The organism is Leptospira jelokensis (assembly GCF_004769635.1).
Lineage (GTDB): Bacteria > Spirochaetota > Leptospiria > Leptospirales > Leptospiraceae > Leptospira_A > Leptospira_A jelokensis.
Genome location: NZ_RQGH01000007.1, coordinates 184,160 through 204,521, shown reverse-complemented (window position 1 = coordinate 204,521; position 20,362 = coordinate 184,160). Strand labels below are relative to the sequence as shown.

Genomic DNA, 20,362 nt, shown 5'->3' with positions numbered 1-20,362 from the left:
GTATGTGGCCTAAATTTTATTTTGATTGGTTGAGAAAATCGGCACCAACGGGTTCTGTTGAAATCTATCCAGAGATTTCAGAAACATTCGAAACAAATTTACCGAATGTATTTGTGATTGGAGATTTAACGGGTGTTCCACTTCTGAAATTGGCTTGTGAAAGTGGAGTAAATGTTTGGAATTCGATCCAAAGTCGTAATAATGATCGCTATGATGCTGTGATCATTGGTGGAGGACCGGCAGGAATTTCATGTGCTTTGGAAGGGAATCGTTTAGGTAAAAAATATCTTGTTTTAGAATCGAATTTACCGTTTCAAACCATTCAAAGTTATCCCAATCAGAAACCAATTTTTGCAGAACCAAAACTTTATCCCACCAAATCAAAGTTAATTATTAAAGATACAACTAAAGAATTATTGTTAGAAGATTTGAATAGATACTTGAAAGAGAATCCAATCAATATAAAAACGAACCAACGAGTGATCCATATAAAAATGGATTCTATTGGTTATATATTAGAAACCGAATCGGGAGAAAAAATTGAAACCAATGCGATTGTCATTGCAATGGGGAAGTCGGGAGATCCAAAAAAACTGGGAATCCCGGGGGAAAGTAGTTCTCAAGTTTTTTACCGATTGATTGATCCGAAAGACTGCCTTGGCCAATCAGTTGTGATTGTAGGTGGTGGTGACACGGCTCTTGAGGCTGTCATACAATGTTCCGATTATGCAAAAGAAATTACATTGGTACACAGGGGTGCAGAGTTTCAGAGAGCAAAAACTGAAAACGTAAATCGGATCAAACGATTGGAAATAGATGGTAAAATCAAAATACTTTATGAGTCACAACTAACGGAAATTATACAATCTGCTGTTCTTATCAAAACAAAAGACAAAGCAGTGAAGATAAAAACCGAAATGGTATTTGTTCTAATCGGAACATTGCCACCCATCGGATTTTTGGAACGAGTCGGTATCAAATTACAGAACCAAAAAAAGTTACTTGATTGGGTTGGATTTGGTGCCTTATTTTCTTTTGCAACAACAGCGTATTTCGGTAAGTCGGCCATGTATGGACCAGGTTGGTTTTCTGCACTGGCAACATTCGCATCGGTAATTTCGGCAATTTGTATGATCGCTTTTGGAGTTCTTTATTGGAAAGCAGGACAATTCAAAAGTAGTTTCTGGAAAGTATTTAAAAGTTTTTATTTTGTTTTTGTCCTAGGTTATTTTTTCTTTGTTTATTTATCATCGACATATTTCCAATTTCAATTGTTTGGAAAAACTCCTTCTTTCCATTATACCTTTTTATATTCACTTACGATTTTGGTATTTGGGATCAGAAGGATTTTGGTTCGCAAAACAAATTATATTTTTTACCAAACTTTAACTCTGATTGGAATTCAAATTTTCTTTTTGTTTTTACTGCCAGAGATCATACTGCCTAAGTTAGGTGAAAATGGCTTATTGGGTTCCGAGGATGGGTTTATCAGAAGGGAGATTTTTCCAGGTGATGCTTATTGGAAAGCCTATGGTTTGATTTTGGCTTGGCCATTGAATATGGGTGTTTTGTATGATGGCGGGATCACAACATTTTGGTTGGTTTATGGTTTGTTTATGAGTTTTGGATTGATCCCATTTTTAGTATATCGATATGGAAAAGGGGCATATTGTGGATGGATCTGTTCCTGTGGTGGCCTTGCAGAAACACTGGGCGATGAACATAGACAAAAAATGCCACATAGCCAAACAGCATATCGTTTGGAACATTCCGGTCAATACATACTCTTCTTTGCTTTTGTGATAACCTTATTAAAATTAGTTGGAGTTTTTGGTAAATCTTTCCTTCCAATTTTGTCTTTGGGAGAAGTGTTTGCAGATTCTACAAAATGGATTTATGATTTAGCTGTTGATATTGGATTGGCAGGTGTCATTGGAGTAGGTTTTTATTTTTTATACTCTGGGAGAGTGTGGTGTCGGATGTTTTGTCCTTTGGCCTCTCTAATGCACATCTATGCGAGATTTAGTTCCTTCCGAATTTTTTCTGACAAAAAAAAATGTATTTCCTGCAATATTTGCACAAAAAACTGCCACCAAGGGATCGATGTAATGGGATATGCAAGTCGTGGGATCCCCATGGATAGTGTACAATGTGTACGTTGTTCGGCATGTGTTTCACTTTGCCCAACAGATGTTTTACGCTTTGGCACAGTGAAAAATGGGCATATTTCCTATGATCGTTTGGATGCGTCAGGAAAGGAATCGTAACATTGGATTCTCTTCAGTCTGAGATCCAAAATTTTTTTCAATTAGGGTTACTCGCGGCAAATCCCCATCATTTATTCCCTGATTTTTGGAAAGATCATCCAAAGATTTTGCAGAATTTAAAGGACAACTCAAAGAATATTCATGTGTTCGCCTTAGGAAAGGCAGCATATTCTATGGCAACGGCATTTACCGCTTTCATAAAGGTCAAAGAAGTTTGGATCCTTACAAAATATGGCCACATACCTGAGGGAATAAAGGATAAGGAAACGAATTCAAATTGGCATTTTAGAGAATCCGCACATCCTGTCCCTGATGAAAACTCGATCCTTCATACAAAAGAAATTATTGAAGCATTGCAATTGTTAAGCGAAGATGATCGATTGGTCGTATTGTTATCGGGAGGAGGATCCAGTTTATTTGAAATTCCAGCCGAAGGTTACACACTTAAAGATTTAAAGGAAATCCAGTTTTCCTTACTAAATAAAGGAATTCCGATCCAAGAGCTCAATTCGGAGCGAAAAAAATATTCGCAAGTCAAAGGTGGAAAATTTTTAAATTTATTAAATCAAAAATTAGAAGTTTATACTTTTGCCATATCCGATGTATTAGGTGATGATCCCAATGTGATTGCATCGGGTCCCACTTATCCTAGTCCAAATTATTTCCTATTAGGAAATTTAACACATTCTCTGAGTAAAATTTTAAACCTGGCAAAGTCAAAGGGTTGGAAAACAAAATTATTGTCTGATACTTGGGCAGAATCAAGTGAGGAAACTTCACTCCTATTTGAAAAAGAATTTTTAGAAGCCATAAAAAGTCCAGAAAAACAAATGATTCTGTTAGGTGGTGAATTGGTATGTCCTGTCATGGGGAATGGTAAAGGTGGTCGTAATATGGAAACCGCCCTTCGAGTTTCCATTCTTTTGCAAAAACACAAAACAAATCGAAGTTGGGTATTTTTATCAGGAGGAACTGACGGTACCGATGGTCCAACGGATTCTGCAGGAGGTCTCGTCGACCAAGATTCGTATCAAAAGATGGTGAAAAAAGGATGGGATCCAATGAAAGAACTTTTGAATTCTAATTCCTATCCAATCCTAAAAGATATCGGTTCCACTTTGGAAACAGGTCCAACGGGAACCAATGTGAACGATCTATTGCTTTTATTAGTTGCGGAAGCGGAAACCTAAATTTTTATTTTGTCCATTCCAATACAATTGGAATAAAGGGTTTTGCCAACGACTTTTGCCGATGTTGCTATTCAACAATTCGTCATCAATTTTTTTAAGTACATTAACATGGTCTTTTAAAAACCGCCACTGGATTTCTTCTTTCTTAGCGGAAGGAATCGTCTCTTTTGTAATGTTCATAATGGAATCTTGTAATCCAATTAAACTTGGAACTAAAATCGACCTTACACCTTGGTAATCAAAATTGCTTTTCCTTGCTACGGATTCATGTAACCACCACAAGGTGTCAGCATACGATCCACCCGAATCTAAACTCGAAGCATTGATAAAGTTTTTTGTACCAAAAAAGAATGGTTTGAATAAACTAAGACATGGTGTGGATGTCCCTGTATAATAAACTCGCAAGGGATCTTGGTTTGTCTCTGATGTATCCCATTCAACAATTAAACTCCCATTTGTTTGATTTGGAGTTGTTGGGCCTGTTGCATGCAGGCAAAGAGATTTCATCGAACCATTACAAGGTTCGAAATCATCAATTTGGATTTCGTGAGTTTTTAAAGTCTCCATTGCTAATTTCGTATGATACTCAGAATGAGCATTCTGTAGAGATTCGGCTGTTTTTTTATGAAGGGACCTTCTATTGGAACAATGACTCATGTATGTGTAAAACGAATCACTAAATTGTTTTTTAAAGGAAAAATGTTTTTTAGATTTAACTTTTTCTAATAACTCAGGAGAGATACTATCATAATCGGATTCAATTGTTAATCCATTGGATATAGCATAAAAGGAATCTATTTTTTTAAAAACCCAATATCTATCGGTTGTTTCTAAAACGTAACCATCTGTCCGATCTGCAATGATAAAACTGTTATGGTAGTAGAAGGATTGATTTTTGTATCCACCACAGGCGTCTTGTCCGTATTGTTCCAAAAGTTCGATCATTAAATTTAAGGCGTCTTTGGCAGTTTTGCAGCGTTCTAAAGCAAGTCTGAGTAAATCCATACCCGTTAAGCCATCATTCCGTTTTTTGATGCTTAGGTTTGTGAATACAGCTTCGTTTCCTATACAAACTCCAAATTCATTCACTCCCATTTCAGCCCCCCACATATGAAATGGTTTTGATAGAAATACTTCATACGTAACGGGAGTTTGTGGGATTTCAATAAAAGTAGTTTTCAGTTTTGAATTCTGAGGGTATTCCGTACGAGGAACGTGTAGGATGGATTGGGCTTCATTGGGTTCCCGATCGGAATTTTTTGCAAAAATTCTTTTTTGCGTTTTTGTGAATTTTTCAGTGGCAAGGGAGGTGTCGCACATTCTAGAATGTTAATCTAGAAAGAAAATTTTTCAATTCGAAAATCCAATAAATATGCAAGCTATTCCAAAACAAATTTCTGAATACATCTCGATGGGATTAACCCAAGAATCGGTAAAAAAGAACCGTTCAGTCTACGGATCAAACGAAATCAGCACAAACAAAAAAAATGGATTTTTTCAAATGTTATTTGGAGTGGTGGCAGAACCGATGATTTTGCTTCTCATTTCCATTAGTATTGTTTACTTACTTTTAGGTGATCGAAACGAAGCTTTATTGTTGTTAGGTTCTGTGATTGGAATCATTTGTATTACTTTTTACCAAGAGAAAAAAACAGAAACTGCAATTTCAGCTCTCAGGTCACTCGCGAGTCCAAGAACAAATGTCATACGGGATGGCCAAATCATTCGGATTGAAGGAAAAGATGTTGTTTATGGGGATTTGTTGATTCTAAACGAAGGAGACCGAATTCCTGCAGATGCGGAATTGCTTTCTGATCGTTTGTTTACTTGCGATGAGTCTTTGTTAACTGGTGAATCAATACCTGTGAATAAAACCGCAGGTCAATCTGTGTATTGTGGTGCTCTGGTTGTTGGTGGAGAAGGGGTTTGTCGAGTTACTTCAGTGGGCAATCATACTGAAATTGGGAAAATAGGGCTTAAGATTGCTGATGAATCAGTTGGTAAAACTTTATTAGAAATCGAAGTCACACGTTTGGTACGCAATTTATTTTTAGTTGCTGCTAGCCTCTGTCTACTACTTGCTCTTTATTTTGGTTTTATTAAATCAGAATGGTTACAGGGATTATTGTCTGGTTTGACATTAGCGATTGGATTGATGCCAGAAGAATTACCTTTGGTGATGACCATATTCTTTGCATTAGGTGCTTATCGATTGAGTACAAAAAATGTATTGGTGAGACGTTCCTCCATCATTGAAACACTTGGAGCAGCAACTGTTCTATGTTCTGATAAAACAGGTACGATCACACAAAATAAAATGAAACTTGGGAAAATTACGACAACTGAAACGGTTGAAAACCTGGAAGATTTAAAGGAAGTTTCTGTTTTGTCAAAACAGATTCTGCAAATTGCATACTTTGCTTCAAAACATCCAAGTTTTGATCCTATGGACAGCGCAATCTCTCAAACAATGGAATCCTTCCACCAATCAGGTAACTTTTCTCTCCTTTCAACTAAAGAATTTCCATTAACACCAACTGAATTAACCATGGTACGTGTATTAGAGGAATCTGATGGTTACGTATGTTATGCAAAAGGTTCTCCAGAAGCAATTTATAAGTTGTGTAATTTGGGTGATAAAGACTTAGAACATTGGACAAAAAAAACAAATGAACTTGCTAGAGAAGGTTATCGTGTCTTGGCGGTTGCAAAATCGGATCAGTCTACAAAAGATATTCCTGAAAACCGAAATTCCGTATCATATAAGTTATATGGTTTAATTTCCTTTTTAGATCCAATTCGAGAGATTGTTCCAGAAGCTGTGAAAACGGCCTATCATTCTGGGATACGGGTGATCATGATTACGGGAGATTATCCCGAAACTGCTAAAAACATTGCAAAACAGATTGGTTTGGAAAATGCCAATACCGTTTTGACCGGAAAAGAGTTAGCTGATTTACCTGATGAAAGATTACGATCTGTATTAAAAACTTGTAATGTTTTTTCAAGAGTCAGTCCCGAAGATAAATGGAAGTTGGTAAGGATTCTAAAATCTGAAGGGGAAATTGTTGCCATGACTGGTGATGGAGTGAATGACGCACCAGCACTTAGAACCGCCAATATTGGTGTTGCCATGGGAGAAAGGGGGACTGATGTCGCAAGGGAAGCTGCCGACATCGTATTGTTAGATGATTCTTTTTCTTCTATCTTAGATTCGGTTCGAATTGGAAGACAAATTTTTGACAATTTAAAAAAGGCACTGGGTTATCTCATCGGAGTTCACATTCCGATTGTTGGTATTACTTTTTTACCCATTTTGTTTGGTTGGCCAATTGTTGTTCTATCTGCAATACATATAGTTTTCATGGAGATGGTAATTGATCCCACATGCACAATTGTGTTTGAAAAGGAAGCGGCCGAATTTGACTTGATGAATCGAAAACCAAGGCCATCAACTGAACCCTTGTTAGATAAAGAATTATTTATCAATTCTTTGATCCAGGGTTTTTATTCCTTGTTGTCTGTCGTGGCAACCTATTGGATCACACAATTTTATTTAAATGAAGAGGGAGTAAGCCAAGTTGTCAGTACAGCAACATTCGTATCGTTGGTCTTTTCCAATTTATTTTTGATATTGGCGAATCGTTCGTTACACGAATCCATGTGGAGTCGAATGCGAATCAAAAACTCGATGATTTACATTGTATTCTTTTTCACGGTTGGTGTTTTACTTTCTTCAATTTATATACCGGGGATGAATGCCTTATTTAGATTTGTCCCCCTTAATTTTCTACAATTTTCAGTAGCGATACTTGTTGCTTTTATAGGAGTATTGTTCTACGATATGACAAAAGTTACCATTGCCAAATTGATACGAAATACACAGAAAGGTTAAAACCAACTCATCTTTATGATAGAACTTATATTCCCCAAAAAATACTCCGCTTTGTGTTTAAAATCAGCCTTTTTTGGATTTTTTGCTCACACAGGATTTGTGAGAGGTTTACAAGAAATTGGATTCAAACCTGCCATCGTGACTGGTTCAAGTTCGGGAGCAATGATTGGTGCCTTGTATGCAACAGGCAAGGAAATGTTGGAATTTGAGTCAGTTGTGTTAAGGCTTAAAAAAAAGGATTTTTGGGAAGGTAATTCCCTAACCTTACTGGGTCGTTTTTTAAAAAAAGGATGGAATCGATCCAGTGGTGTTCTCACTGGGAAAGCGACTCGTAAGATTTTATACCCATACTTAGGGAACAAAAAGTTTTCTGAATTACCGATCAAATTGGGAATTGCTGTTTCCAATTTATCTAAGAATAAACGTGAATTGATTACGGAAGGAAATGTGTTAGATGCTGTTATGGCTTCGATTGCTTTCCCATTTTTGTATGAAGTACAAGAGTTCGAAGGCCAGGAATTTTTGGATGGTGGCATTGGAGATGGAGAACCAATTAAGGAACTCATTATGGATCCTAGCATCGATCGTATTGTCATTCACCAAATCAATAACCATCGTCCAGTGAGTAAAAATATTTTGAAACGAGCATTAGATGCCTCGGTTCAGATCATTGAATCGGAAACTGAAGATTTAAAAACACTTTTAGCAAAAGAAAAAGGTAAAAAATTAATTCGTCTTGAAACCAATACACCTTATTTATCTCCAAATGATTTTGCCAATGGGAAATTTGCATTGGCAGAAGGAAGAGGGACAGCTTACAAAAATAAAGCGGAAATTTTAGGTGATATGGAGTTACCGATTTTCGGTATGTTTAATTGATCATTTCATTATGGATTCGCAAAAAAAATTAAATATTCTGGTCGTGGAAGATTCAGTTGCCTCTTATAAAGCAATTGTTTCCGTTTTGCAGAATTTTGGTTTTGTTATCAATTCTGAAAGAGTTGAGTGGAAAGCTGAATTTGATAAAAAAATTTCAGAAAACAATTGGGATATGATTATTTCCGACTTCTATTTACCAGATTTTGACGGTAAGTATGTCATCAGTAGAGTTAAGGAATATGATCCTGATTTACCCATCATTCTCATTACCGAATTTATACCAGAAGAGTCTGCTTCCGAATATCTTAATTTAGGTGCTTCCGAGTTTTTACCTAAATCCTCGATCATCAAACTCCCGTTTGTTGTGAATCGTGAACTGGAAGCCGCCAGACTCAAACAATCCCAAAAAAAAGCCTGGGAAATGTTAGTCCATGGAGAAGAGATTTTAACACGCTCACAAAAGATTTCTCATTTAGGTCATTTTGAAGTGATCTTCCCAGAGAATAATACTTTATGGTCTCTTGAATTGTATCGGATTTTAGGATATGAATTTAGTGAAGTTCCACTCATGGAAAAAGTATGGTCTTTACTTGATGCTGATGAAAAATCCATCATCCAATCCATTTGGAAACAGGTAATGAATGAAAACATTTCGAAGGAATTAGTTTTACATTTAAATACAAAGGTTGGACGAAAAAAAGTAAATTTATGGTTAGAGGCTGAGCGATTTGAAGAAAATCGATTTCGTATCTTTGGCACAATCCACGATATCACTGACCTATCGAGTTTAGAAAATTCAATCCAATTGAATGAACAGTTATTTAAAGGGATTTTTAACAATTCATCCCAAGCGATTTTTTTATTAGATTTGCAAGGCCATATCATTCGGATGAATCGGAATGCAATCTTATCTTTCGAACGGAATGAAGCCGATGTACAAGGATTGGAACTCATTAGTTCTATTTTTTCGGATTCGAATGAAGATTCGATTAAAAAATTAACTTATGGAATGAAGTTGGCTTTAAAAAACCAAACCTTCGAGGTCCTCGTTTCCTATAAACTAAATGATGGAAGAGAGAAATACTTTGATTGTGATTTTTATTCTTTGAATGATCCGAATGGTAAAATTTTATATATCGTATTAGAAGCGAAAGACATCACAGAAAAAATTGTTTTAGAAAGAGCATATGCACAAGCCCAGAAATTAGAGGCACTCGGTACTTTTGCCGGTGGCATTGCCCATGATTTTAATAATCTTTTGACACCTATGATGGCATATATCTCTTTTCTCAATCAAGAATGGTCAAAGAACGAATCCAATGATATCATTCAAAAATCGATGCCGGCAATTGAAGGGATTTCCAAATCATTGGAACGCGCAAAAAATTTGATCCAACAAATTTTAACTTATTCAAAAATCGATCATTCGACTTCGAATCAATTAGACTTAAAAGATCAGTTGTTGCAAGTAATGAATGAATTCAGATTTGCATCTAAAAATCAAATTTCTTTATTCACTGATTTAGGGGAAGAACCTGCATTTATAGAAGCAGACCCAATTCAGATTTTTCAAATCCTATCGAATTTATATGAAAATTCTATTTTTGCCCTCCAGGAAATAACAAATCCAAAAATCACAATCCGATTGGAAAAGGTTTCGTATGAGAAATCTGATTTGTTTCAGATTGGATTTATGAAAAATACAGAATATTGGAAATTGAGTTTTGAAGACAATGGTACTGGTATCCCAAAAGAGATATTGGATAAAATATTTGATCCATTTTTTACGACCAAAGGTGGGAAGGGAACAGGTCTTGGGCTTTCCATCATCTATGGTATCATTGTGAAGATGGGTGGGACAATCCTTGCGGAATCAAGTCCTGGTAAAGGGACCAAGTTTGATTTGTATTTTCCCGCATGGAAAGCAATGCTTTAAACAATTGACAAGTTCTTTCGCTTAGAGTAAGAAAATAAGTTCAGATGAATTTATTGGATCAAAAGAAAATTTTGCCCTATTCCCTCGGGTTTCTTTGGCTCACACTTTCATTTTTAATTTTTTCATCATTTTTTTTCTTTTACCAAGTTTTTCATAACCGCCATCGAGTCGCAGAGTTCGAAGGAAAAAAAGAATGGAATTCGAAACTCCAAGAGTATGCATCTTACTTAAAAGATGCTGAAACGGGAGTCAGAGGATACCTTTTATCGAAGGATTCAAAGTTTTTATCACCTTACCAAACTGCAAAAACGGAACTCAACTCTCTCGAAACATATCTCGAAGACCATGTAGAATTTGCTGATACAAAAAATTTAGAGGAACTCATTCGTTTGAGCCATCGAAAATTATCTCACCTCGAGGCTTACCTAGAATTTCGTCCGGTTAAGATTCCAAGTAAACAGACTCTCGCCGAAGGGAATCAAAAAATGGCAGAGTTTAGAAGTTATTTTGATCAGTTTTTGAGACAAAAGCAAACTCGCGACGATTTTGCATTCCAATCACATAAACGTTTGAATGATCGGTTGATCGTTGTCTCTGGCAGTCTTTTCCTCGTATTATCCTTACTCATTTTCTGGATGATCTTCGTCTTAAAGAAAAGTATTCGTTCCATTTCGGAAAAGGAATTACTTTCGGATCGTTTCATAGAAATAGATGATTTATACCAAAATTCTCCGGTTGGTTTTCATAGTATCGATACAAATGGTGTATTTTTAAAAGTCAATCGTACAGAATGTGAATGGTTTGGGTATGCCGAAGCAGAGTTAGTTGGGAAGAAAAAATGGGTCGATATTCTGCAAGAAAGCAGTAAACAAGTTTTTTTTTCGAACTTTCCTTTGTTTAAAAAACAAGGTTATATCGATAATTTAATTTTTGAAGTCATCAAAAAAAATGGCACATCAATGTTTGTAAATCTGTCTGCTACGGCTATTTATTCACAGAATGGGGAAATGATGCGAACTAGATCTGTGTTAGTAGATGTTACCAAATCCATTGTTTATGAGAAAGAACTTTTAGAAGCAAAAAAGAAAGCGGAGGATGCAAGTAAAGCTAAATCCGAATTTTTATCCAATATGAGTCACGAACTTCGTACTCCATTAAATGCAGTGATTGGACTCTCTTTATGGTTATTAGAAGAAAATCCAAAAGCAGAACAATTGGAACATCTGAAAAATTTAAAGTTTTCCAGTGAATCCTTGTTATCTCTTATCAATGATATATTAGATTTTAATAAAATCGAAGAAAGGCTTGTAATCATTGAGGCCATTGATTTTAATTTGAAAGAATTTTTGAAATCAATTATTACCTCTTTTCAGCTACGAGCAAATGAAAAACTATTAGAGTTTCAAATTGAATTAGATCCTAATTTACCCGAATTCATTCATTCTGATCCCACAAGGCTTTTGCAAATTTTAAATAATTTATTATCCAATGCTTTGAAGTTTACACATAAGGGGTTTATTAAGTTAAAACTTAAGGTGGATCAAGTTGATTCAAAATCCTTGGTTTTGCACTTTGAAATTTCGGATTCTGGGATTGGCATTGATAAGAGTAATCTCAAATCAATATTTGAAAAGTTCACTCAAGCAAACCAAGATACAACTAGAAAATATGGAGGATCAGGTTTGGGACTTGCTATTTCCAAAGCATTGGTTGAACTAATGAATGGAAAGATGTTTGTGGAATCGTCAATCGGTGAGGGGAGTAAATTTGTTTTTACCCTCCCTTGTGAGTTAGGAAAAACGAATGAATACATAACAATTGCATCAATCAATAACAAAGAAAGTCTGAAAGGGAAAACAGTTCTCGTAGCCGATGATATTTCCATCAATCGAAGTATTGTGATTCGATTTTTAAACCGATGGGAGATTGTGACTTTAGAAGCATCAAATGGTTTAGAAGTATTGGATGTACTCAATCGCCAATCTGTTGATTTGATCCTAATGGACTTACACATGCCAGAAATGGACGGTTATGATGCATCGGTTGCCATTAGAAAAAATAAACTTTGGAAAGATATCCCAATCATTGCTTTAACTGCTTCGGCCCAAATTGAAACCAGGCAACAAATCAAAGCTGTCGGCATGAATGATTTTATCTCAAAACCTTTTAATCCAAACGACTTACTAAACAAACTGCATACTTGGATCGCAAAGTAATGGTATTTTTCATTATTTGATTCTAATTCTTTTTATTCCTGATCAATCGAGAGAGCAAGGATTGTGATATCGTCATCTGATCTTTTGGAGTGTTGGAAATTTTCTAATTCCGATACAACCGTATCACAAATCAATTGAGGGTCTTCTTTTGCGAGGGATTGAATGAGAGAATAAAATCTTTCTTCTCCAAATAATTCTCCATTATGAATGTTTCGTGCTTCTATCACACCATCGGTAAATAAGATTAGAGTGCCTTCGTTAGGCATGGGAAATGTTTTTTCAATGATGTCAGATTGTATGTGTTCATTGATCGCTCGACCATAACTCGTGTATGTCGTGATTTTTCCACTTCGATCCAAGTGGAGTAGGGGTAAATGTCCCGCATTGGCGATTCGCAATATTTTTTCATCAGGTTTTAAATACACAAAAAATGCACTTAAAAAATGTCCAGACAGCGAACTAAGAAGAGATTTTCTGATTTTTTCTGCAGCTAATGCTGGTTTATCTAAAGTATCATTCCAAATTTCTAATGAAACTTTTGTCATTGATGCAATCATTGCGGCAGGGATTCCGTGGCCTGATACATCACATAAAAATAACCCAACTTCATTTTCCTTAACTATTATTTCTACAAAGTCCCCTCCTATGTCAGTAGCTGGAGAATATCGAAAGCCTAATGGGTATTTTAATACATGAGTACGCTTTTTCGGCAATAGGCCGTTTTGTAATTTTTGTGCAATTTTTAATTGTAGGTCTAATTCTTGTTTTTCTTCAATGGATTTTCGATAGTCTGAAACTCTGAGAACAAGCGCAAGTGAAAGAAAAAATACTTCTAAAGCTGAACCTAAGGGAAGGGAATACGATGCAAAATGATAGGGTTTCATGATTCCCTGTACAGTAAACGTATTGATACTTGCGCCAATGAGAATCGAACCAAATGCTAAAAGAAATAATACTACTTCTAGTTTCTTTTTACTTTTGAATAAGGTCAATGTTGACATGACAATGGCAATCAGTATGGGAATGGTCACAAGCATAATCGCCATTTGGATGAAGTTTCGAAGTTCCAATAAAAACACAAAGAAATTGGATACAATTAAAAGTAAGATATAACTTTTTGTAAATGTATGCCATTTCGGGAATGAATCTTTTATTTCTAAAAATTCTAGGGTAAATAACAAACCGAATATGGATGTGACAAGGATCGTGATTGGGAATAAATAATTTTTCCATGAATTTGAATTCCCAAACTCAATGTATTGTATGAATCCAGTTGAATATGTATTCAATAATAAAATCGTAGCTAAGTAAAAGAAAAAATAAAAAAACTTCCTATAACGAAGAGTATGTGCCAAAAACATACTAAACATAAACATCATAAATCCCGCACCAAAATATGCGGCAAAAAAGATATCTTGTTTTTTGGAATATGCGATAAAGGTACTTGCATTATAAATAGAAACAAAACTAAAAATAGGATTATTAGATCTAATTTTAAGATAAATTGTTTTTGATTCGTTCGGAGAGAGAGTGATGGGAAATGCCGAAATATGGGAATAAATTGGTTTATTCTTTTGTAATATTTGTTCTCCAGACCAAACGGTTTTCCATTTCCCGTTTACTTCCGAATGTAATTCAAATACATCTACAACGGGATTCGATAAATGTAAAAAGTAAGTGTGAGGAAGATTCCCATAATGGATGAGAGTGATCCTAAGCCATACTGGATTTTTGTTCCTCGGAAAAAGGATTACATTTTTTGAATTGGGCCTCCAGAGAGTATCTTCCTGTAAGATTTGGCTAAGTCCTGCTTCTTTCTCTATAGGAATATTGTATTCAAAGTATTTACCGATATCTCTGTAATTCTGTGATTCTTCAATGGATATGGGCAAGGCTAGGAGGGAAGAAGGGAATCCCGTAAGGCAGGCTAAAAACACATTGAATGCAAAAATACCCTTCTGGTAAAATTTCACGAAAACTACAATTCTCCTGATCTCCAACGTAGGTGCCCCTAAGGACCATCTAATTTTTTTTCCATGGCAAAGGGAAGCCAAAGGGGGATTTGGCCGGAATCCTTCTCTAGATTCCTTGGGAAAAGGAGCAAAGAAAGTCCTTTTCCAAAAAAAACTTGTAATAAGAACAAAATATTAGCAGTCTAACGTCCAGAGTGCTAAAAGTGAGGAAACACTATGAAACAATATGACTCTAACGTCCAAGGAGCCTTGGACATAGCGCAAACGGAAGCAATGAGGAGACAAAATACAGAAATCACTCCTTACCATTTGGTTTGGGGATTTATGACCCTTCCCACTTCTGTTTCTGGAAAAACGTTACTGAAATATAAATCGACTGTGGATGAATTTTTGAAAAAACAAGCGAAGGTCACAGGTGAGATTCCTTTTGAATCCCTCCGGACTTCACCAAAATTGGCCCAATGGTTTACAATGGCCTCTTCGCGTGCGGCCGAAAACGGTAGAGAAGAACTCAAAGAAGCGGATTTTTTAAAATTTTTACCACAGATTTTACCAGAGTTGAAAATCAACTACGAAGAGCTGAACGTAAAAGAAACGGATGAAGAAGTTCCTAACTTTTTGGTGAATCTAAACGATTTGGCAAGAGAAGGTAAATTGGATCCTGTGATTGGGCGAAGTAAAGAAATTCGTTCTGTAATGGAAATTTTAGGTAGAAGGTCAAAAAACAATCCTGTGTTAGTCGGTAGTGCTGGTGTTGGAAAAACAGCAATTGTGGAAGGGCTTGCCGAACAAATCGTTAAAGGAAGAGTGCCAGATGTTTTAAAAGGGAAAACCATATATTCCCTAGATATGGGGCAACTCATGGCAGGGACAAAGTATCGAGGTGAATTTGAGGAAAAACTAACAGCACTTTTGCGTTACATCAAAGGACAAGCTGGCGAAGCGATATTGTTCATTGATGAAATCCATCAATTAGTGGGTGCCGGGAAAACAGAAGGTGCAATGGATGCGGCCAATCTATTAAAACCTGCATTGGCAAGGGGAGAATTGCATTGTATCGGTGCAACTACAGGTGATGAGTTCCAAAAATACATTTTAGGTGACCAAGCATTGGAAAGAAGGTTTCGTGCTGTCCCTGTAAATGAACCAAGTAAAGAAGATGCAATTGAAATATTAATGGGGATTCGTGATAAACATGAAATCCATCATGGAATTAAAATTTCAGATGAAGCAATTTATGCGTCTGTCCTTTTGTCTGACCAATACATAACAGATAAATTTTTACCTGATAAAGCTATTGATTTGGTAGACGAAGCTGCATCTGCATTGAAACTTTCGGCGGAGGCAATGCCTACAGAACTAGTCGAACTTGAAAGTGAAATTCGTACCAAAAAAATATATGCCCAAGTAGAGAAGAAAAATGAAGAGATTTTAAAAGAAATCGAATCATTAGAAAAGAAATTCCAAACTGGAAAAGAAGTTTGGGAAAAAGAAGTTAATTCTTTGAAACAAATAGCATCGATCAAAAATAAAATTGATCGAGTGAAGTTTGACTTGGATGCAGCACAACAACGTGCGGATTATACGGAAGCTTCTCGTTTGAAATATGCAGTATTACCTGAATTAGAAAAGGAGCTTAGTACTTTCCAAAACAGTTGGATTTTAGAAAGAAATCATATCGCGGCAGTGATCGCAAGACAAACTGGAATTCCTGTTGAGAAAATTCTCAAAACGAAACAAGAGAACCTTCTCCATTTGGAAGATGATTTGAATTCAGTAGTATATGGACAAAAAGAATCCATTCGTGAGATTGCTGATACTTTATTAACATCCTACGCAGGAATTTCATCGGAAACAAGGCCACTTGGATCTTTTTTACTAAAGGGTCCAACGGGTGTAGGAAAAACAGAAACGGCAAAAGCGATTGCAAAGTTTTTGTTCGACCAAGAAACAAATTTGGTTCGATTGGACTTAAGTGAGTATTCTGAAAAACATTCCGTGGCAAAACTCATCGGTGCACCTGCAGGTTATGTTGGTTACGATGAAGGTGGGATTTTAACGGAAGCAATCAGAAGAAAACCATATTCAGTTGTGTTGTTTGATGAAGTGGAAAAAGCCCATCCTGATTTTTCTGATATCTTACTTCAGATTTTAGATGATGGTAGGCTTACGGATAACAAAGGGAGAACCATTAATTTTAAAAATACCATTGTGATCCTCACCACGAATTCGAAAAATATCGAGTTGGATTTCAAACCGGAAGTGCTCGGTAGACTAGACGCAGTGTTAACCTATCATTCATTAGATTCTTCGATTATGGAGAAACTGATTGAAAAACAACTACGTTTGTTAAATGAAAGATTGAAGGTGAAAGGAATTGTGATCGAGTTATCCGAAAGTACAGAACGTATTTTGACGGAACAAGGATTTGATCCAAAATTTGGAGCAAGGCCACTCGGAAGTGTGTTCAATCGGATCGTGAATCGTCCTTTGGCAAAAGCCATTCTTTCCGGAAGTATTGGAGAAGGAAGATACCGCGCTGATTGGAACGGAGACGATTTACAATTTGCTCCGATCCACGATGTTGTGGCTGCCAAAGTGTAAATTGATGGGAATTTTATCCCAATCATAGATTCCACTATGGTTGGGATTTTCGTCTAAACATTCAGTTATGGCTGAATACACAATCAACTCTACCCTTACTTCCAACCAAGAAATACAAGTCCCCATTTTAGGACTAGGGGTTTGGAAATCCCGCCCCAAAGAATGTTTTGAGGCAGTGAAATTTGCTCTTGAATCAGGATACCGCCACATTGATACGGCCGCCATTTATGGCAATGAAGCTGACGTTGGAGCTGCGATCAAAGAGAGTGGGATTGATAGGAAGGATGTATTTCTTGTCACCAAACTTTGGAATGCGGACCAAGGCTTTGATGAGGCACAAAGAGCAATTGATGTGTCTTTAAAAAAGTTAGGAACAGATTACGTGGATATGTATTTGATCCATTTTCCTGTCTCAGGCAAACGTAAGGAATCATGGAGAGCATTAGAACAAATCAAAAAGGATGGAAAAACAAGAGCGATTGGTGTGAGTAATTTTATGGTTCCACACTTGGAAGAATTACTCAAGGAAACTGACATTGTACCTGCGATGAACCAGGTGGAATACCATCCATTTTTGCAAGACACAGATCTTAAATCCTATTGTAATGAAAAGGGAATTTTATTAGAAGCCTATAGTCCGTTAGCCCATGGACAAAAACTAGAAGATGAAAGGGTGACAAAATTAGCCAATCGGTATGGAAAAACGAATGCTCAGATACTCATTCGTTGGTCATTACAATCAGGTAATGTTGTGATCCCCAAATCTAAAAATCCAAACCGGATCAAAGAGAATGCTGCTGTCTTTGATTTCAATTTGTCACCTGAAGATATGAAAGAAATATCCAATTGGAATGAGAATTTTCGAACTTGTTGGGATCCAACGACAGTCGTTTAAATCTATTCCCAAAGATCTATTTTTTTTCAAACACAAGGACAGCCGATTGTCTGTTGTCCTTTGTTCCCAAATACCCATATCCAAACGGGAATGGCAAAATGGAATCATTTGTCTTTTGGCTTAATGTTTTCAGTTCTGGTTGGTCTTCTGGAACAACAGCCCCAGACAAATTCCAAGATCTTTCATACCTTCCATACATTGAGCGTTTCCAAGACTCTTCGGGAAAAAGTCGAATGGGAAATCCAGAGTCATCTTGGACAATAAAACTAACATTTTTTAGAAGAAGGTCTCTGAAAGACTTACGTTTTTCTCCATGGAAAAGGTATTCTGCTGACTTTGTGAAGATACCTATTTCACCTAACTTGGAAAAATATTCATACAATCCATCACCTTCGATTCCTTCATTTCCGATTAAGAATATTTTAAAATACGTTAGTGATTCTTTCTTTTTTAAGGTAGAATCATATAAATGGATCGTAAAACCTTTATAAACAATTCCTTTGCCTTGAATTGTTTCCTCATTAGAATCTACGATTTCCTTACCCATTCGCTTTAAAAAAGCAACAAATACTGGATAGGCACCATTTAACTCTTTTTTCTTTGTTTCTTCTTTCATCTTTCGGTAAGTAAAGTAGTTCCTACCTGCTAAGTGGTCTGACAAAGAACGGATACCTGCTTTGACTATGGATTTTTCTTTCTCTGATAATTCTCCATATTTATTTGGAAATCCAGGATCCTCTAATCCAAATAAAATGTAACGGTCGCAGTTTGGAAAAAAGGAAAACAAATTTAAGACATCAATTCCGCTAAATGGGTAAACCACTGTTTTGACTTTGGGATGGTAATCTTTTGTTTTTAAATACGCAGTGATGGTATCTCTCGTTTGGATTAATTTGTTCCAACTTAGATCCATTTCCCTTTGGTGGATAGGATCTGCATCGGTGAATCCTGCCCATTCCTGATAGAGATTTTGTTCGAAAGGGCTTACTGTTTGTTTGTTTTCAACTATTTGGCAATGGGCCAAGAAACAAAAAAGGAGAAACGATAATTTTGGGATCATAAAAAATAACTAAGAATGAACTTATACTCACCTTGCTGTGTTTAGTGGATAGGTTTTGATTCCATCCTTTTTCTTATATCTTTTTTCTCAAAAGTTCTATCTTCGTCTTAGGCAAAAAAAAACCGGCCCGGGGAAAACCCGAACCGGTCAATGGTTCCTAAAAAGAAAGCCTTTCTCGTTTATTCGCCTACAGCGATATCTCCTTCCCCTTCCGTTGAGAAACTAACAGGTTGTTTTGATTTTGTTTCCTTAGTTTCTTTGGGGTCTCTTTCAATGGATTTCACTTCTCGTGTTTGGATCTTTGCCTGGTCAAGGACTGGGAGGCCATTCAAATCACGCACTTGGTTTTCAATCTTAAAAGCGATGTCTGGGTTTTCTAAGAAGAAGTTCCTCACTTGTTCTTTGCCTTGGCCAATTTTTTCACCGTTATAGGAATACCAAGAACCAGCCTTTGCCACTAAATCATGGCGGACTGCCAGATCAATGAGGGAACTTTCACGGTTGATTCCATTGGCGTACATGATATCGAATTCTGCCTGGCGGAATGGTGGCGCACATTTGTTTTTCACCACTTTCACACGCACGCGGTTTCCGACGGGTTCCTCTTTTTCTTTGAGGGTTTCAATCCTACGGATATCAAGGCGGATCGAAGCATAGAATTTTAATGCATTCCCACCAGTAGTGGTTTCAGGACTTCCGAACATCACTCCGATTTTCATTCGGATTTGGTTGATGAAAATGACAGTTGTACTGGATTTTGAAATGGTACCAGTGAGCTTACGAAGGGCTTGTGACATGAGGCGCGCTTGGAGTCCCATGTGGGAGTCTCCCATATCCCCTTCGATTTCCGCTTTCGGGACTAGGGCGGCAACGGAGTCGATCACAATGAGGTCAATGGCGTTGGAACGAACGAGAGATTCGCAGATTTCCAAAGCTTCTTCCCCGTTGTCTGGTTGGGCCACGAGAAGGTCGTCTACATTCACACCAAGTTTTTTGGCATATGACGGGTCGAGGGCATGTTCCGCATCGATAAAAGCAGCAATGCCACCTTTCTTTTGCGTTTCTGCAATGGCAGATAACGTAAGCGTTGTTTTTCCGGAGGACTCAGGTCCATAGATTTCGATGATACGACCGGAAGGGAAACCACCAATTCCTAAAGCAATGTCAAGGTCCAAAGAGCCAGTGGATACCACATTCATCTCGGCCATACGAGTGTCGGCACCGAGACGCATGATGGATCCTTTGCCGAATTGTTTCTCAATTTGGCCGAGGGCGGCATCAATCGCCTGTTTTCTTTGGTCGGTTTCTTTTTCTAGTGCCTTGTCAGCTTTCTCTTTTTTCATGAATCAATCGTTCTCCTAAGTCGGTGTTCCGAAAGACTAGGTAGGGGACTTGGTCAGTTGGTTTTAAAAAATCCGTCTGACTCACTCAAGGATGAACCCATCCC

At 36.9% G+C, this 20,362-nt stretch carries 12 protein-coding genes; 8 read left to right on the top strand and 4 right to left on the bottom strand.

The genetic code is table 11. The annotated features are described in order from the left end of the window. Positions 1–2: 2 nt before the first annotated feature. Both EHQ62_RS02050 and EHQ62_RS02045 read left to right on the top strand, forming a co-directional pair. Entirely contained in the window at positions 3–2,267 is a 2,265-nt protein-coding gene (locus EHQ62_RS02050) for an NAD(P)-binding domain-containing protein (protein WP_135640582.1), read from the top strand. A gap of 2 nt (positions 2,268–2,269) precedes the next feature. Next, entirely contained in the window at positions 2,270–3,457 is a 1,188-nt protein-coding gene (locus EHQ62_RS02045) for a glycerate kinase type-2 family protein (protein ID WP_135640581.1), read from the top strand. Here EHQ62_RS02045 and EHQ62_RS02040 read toward each other — a convergent pair. Further along, positions 3,434–4,777 carry a carcinine hydrolase/isopenicillin-N N-acyltransferase family protein gene (locus EHQ62_RS02040; protein ID WP_135640580.1) on the bottom strand — a complete coding sequence of 448 codons (1,344 nt, stop codon included), beginning with the start codon at positions 4,775–4,777 and terminating at the stop codon, positions 3,434–3,436. The two genes, EHQ62_RS02045 and EHQ62_RS02040, sit on opposite strands and share 24 nt — an antisense overlap. 52 nt (positions 4,778–4,829) lie before the next feature. On the opposite strand from EHQ62_RS02040, the gene EHQ62_RS02035 reads away from it, so the two are divergent. Genes EHQ62_RS02035 through EHQ62_RS02020 form a run of 4 tightly spaced genes read left to right on the top strand, consistent with a single transcriptional unit; the run spans position 4,830 to position 12,383 of the window. Continuing rightward, positions 4,830–7,352, top strand: a complete 2,523-nt coding sequence (locus EHQ62_RS02035) for a cation-translocating P-type ATPase (RefSeq protein WP_135640579.1) — start codon at positions 4,830–4,832, stop codon at positions 7,350–7,352. A gap of 15 nt (positions 7,353–7,367) precedes the next feature. Next, on the top strand, positions 7,368–8,231 hold the full coding sequence (locus EHQ62_RS02030) for a patatin-like phospholipase family protein (RefSeq protein WP_135640578.1): 864 nt from the start codon (positions 7,368–7,370) through the stop codon (positions 8,229–8,231). Between the two features lie 10 nt (positions 8,232–8,241). Continuing rightward, on the top strand, positions 8,242–10,167 hold the full coding sequence (locus EHQ62_RS02025) for a hybrid sensor histidine kinase/response regulator (RefSeq protein ID WP_135640577.1): 1,926 nt from the start codon (positions 8,242–8,244) through the stop codon (positions 10,165–10,167). Between the two features lie 44 nt (positions 10,168–10,211). Next, entirely contained in the window at positions 10,212–12,383 is a 2,172-nt protein-coding gene (locus EHQ62_RS02020) for a hybrid sensor histidine kinase/response regulator (RefSeq protein WP_135640576.1), read from the top strand. A 32-nt stretch (positions 12,384–12,415) separates the two neighbouring features. Here the strand turns inward: EHQ62_RS02020 and EHQ62_RS02015 are convergent, their stop codons facing one another. Beyond that, complete coding sequence (locus EHQ62_RS02015; protein WP_135640650.1) at positions 12,416–14,320, bottom strand: SpoIIE family protein phosphatase; 1,905 nt, start codon at positions 14,318–14,320, stop codon at positions 12,416–12,418. A gap of 252 nt (positions 14,321–14,572) precedes the next feature. Here EHQ62_RS02015 and EHQ62_RS02010 point away from each other — a divergent pair, with 252 nt between their 5' ends. Further along, on the top strand, positions 14,573–16,960 hold the full coding sequence (locus EHQ62_RS02010; protein ID WP_135640575.1) for an ATP-dependent Clp protease ATP-binding subunit: 2,388 nt from the start codon (positions 14,573–14,575) through the stop codon (positions 16,958–16,960). A 67-nt stretch (positions 16,961–17,027) separates the two neighbouring features. Beyond that, complete coding sequence (locus EHQ62_RS02005) at positions 17,028–17,855, top strand: aldo/keto reductase (protein WP_135640574.1); 828 nt, start codon at positions 17,028–17,030, stop codon at positions 17,853–17,855. A 16-nt stretch (positions 17,856–17,871) separates the two neighbouring features. On the opposite strand, the gene EHQ62_RS02000 is transcribed toward EHQ62_RS02005, so the two are convergent. Beyond that, positions 17,872–18,915, bottom strand: a complete 1,044-nt coding sequence (locus EHQ62_RS02000) for a hypothetical protein (protein WP_135640573.1) — start codon at positions 18,913–18,915, stop codon at positions 17,872–17,874. A gap of 179 nt (positions 18,916–19,094) precedes the next feature. Continuing rightward, positions 19,095–20,258, bottom strand: coding sequence for a recombinase RecA (gene recA, locus EHQ62_RS01995; RefSeq protein ID WP_135640572.1), 1,164 nt, complete (start codon positions 20,256–20,258; stop codon positions 19,095–19,097). Positions 20,259–20,362: the final 104 nt, after the last annotated feature.

Bases quoted from the DNA above. Each gene is read 5' to 3' on its own strand.
- EHQ62_RS02050 (WP_135640582.1), top strand. From the start codon at position 3: ATGTGGCCTAAATTTTATTTTGATTGGTTGAGAAAATCGGCACCAACG.
- EHQ62_RS02035 (WP_135640579.1), top strand. From the start codon at position 4,830: ATGCAAGCTATTCCAAAACAAATTTCTGAATACATCTCGATGGGATTA.
- EHQ62_RS02020 (WP_135640576.1), top strand. From the start codon at position 10,212: ATGAATTTATTGGATCAAAAGAAAATTTTGCCCTATTCCCTCGGGTTT.
- EHQ62_RS02040 (WP_135640580.1), bottom strand. From the start codon at position 4,777: ATGTGCGACACCTCCCTTGCCACTGAAAAATTCACAAAAACGCAAAAA.
- recA (WP_135640572.1), bottom strand. From the start codon at position 20,258: ATGAAAAAAGAGAAAGCTGACAAGGCACTAGAAAAAGAAACCGACCAA.
- EHQ62_RS02030 (WP_135640578.1), top strand. From the start codon at position 7,368: ATGATAGAACTTATATTCCCCAAAAAATACTCCGCTTTGTGTTTAAAA.
- EHQ62_RS02000 (WP_135640573.1), bottom strand. From the start codon at position 18,915: ATGATCCCAAAATTATCGTTTCTCCTTTTTTGTTTCTTGGCCCATTGC.
- EHQ62_RS02010 (WP_135640575.1), top strand. From the start codon at position 14,573: ATGAAACAATATGACTCTAACGTCCAAGGAGCCTTGGACATAGCGCAA.
- EHQ62_RS02005 (WP_135640574.1), top strand. From the start codon at position 17,028: ATGGCTGAATACACAATCAACTCTACCCTTACTTCCAACCAAGAAATA.
- EHQ62_RS02025 (WP_135640577.1), top strand. From the start codon at position 8,242: ATGGATTCGCAAAAAAAATTAAATATTCTGGTCGTGGAAGATTCAGTT.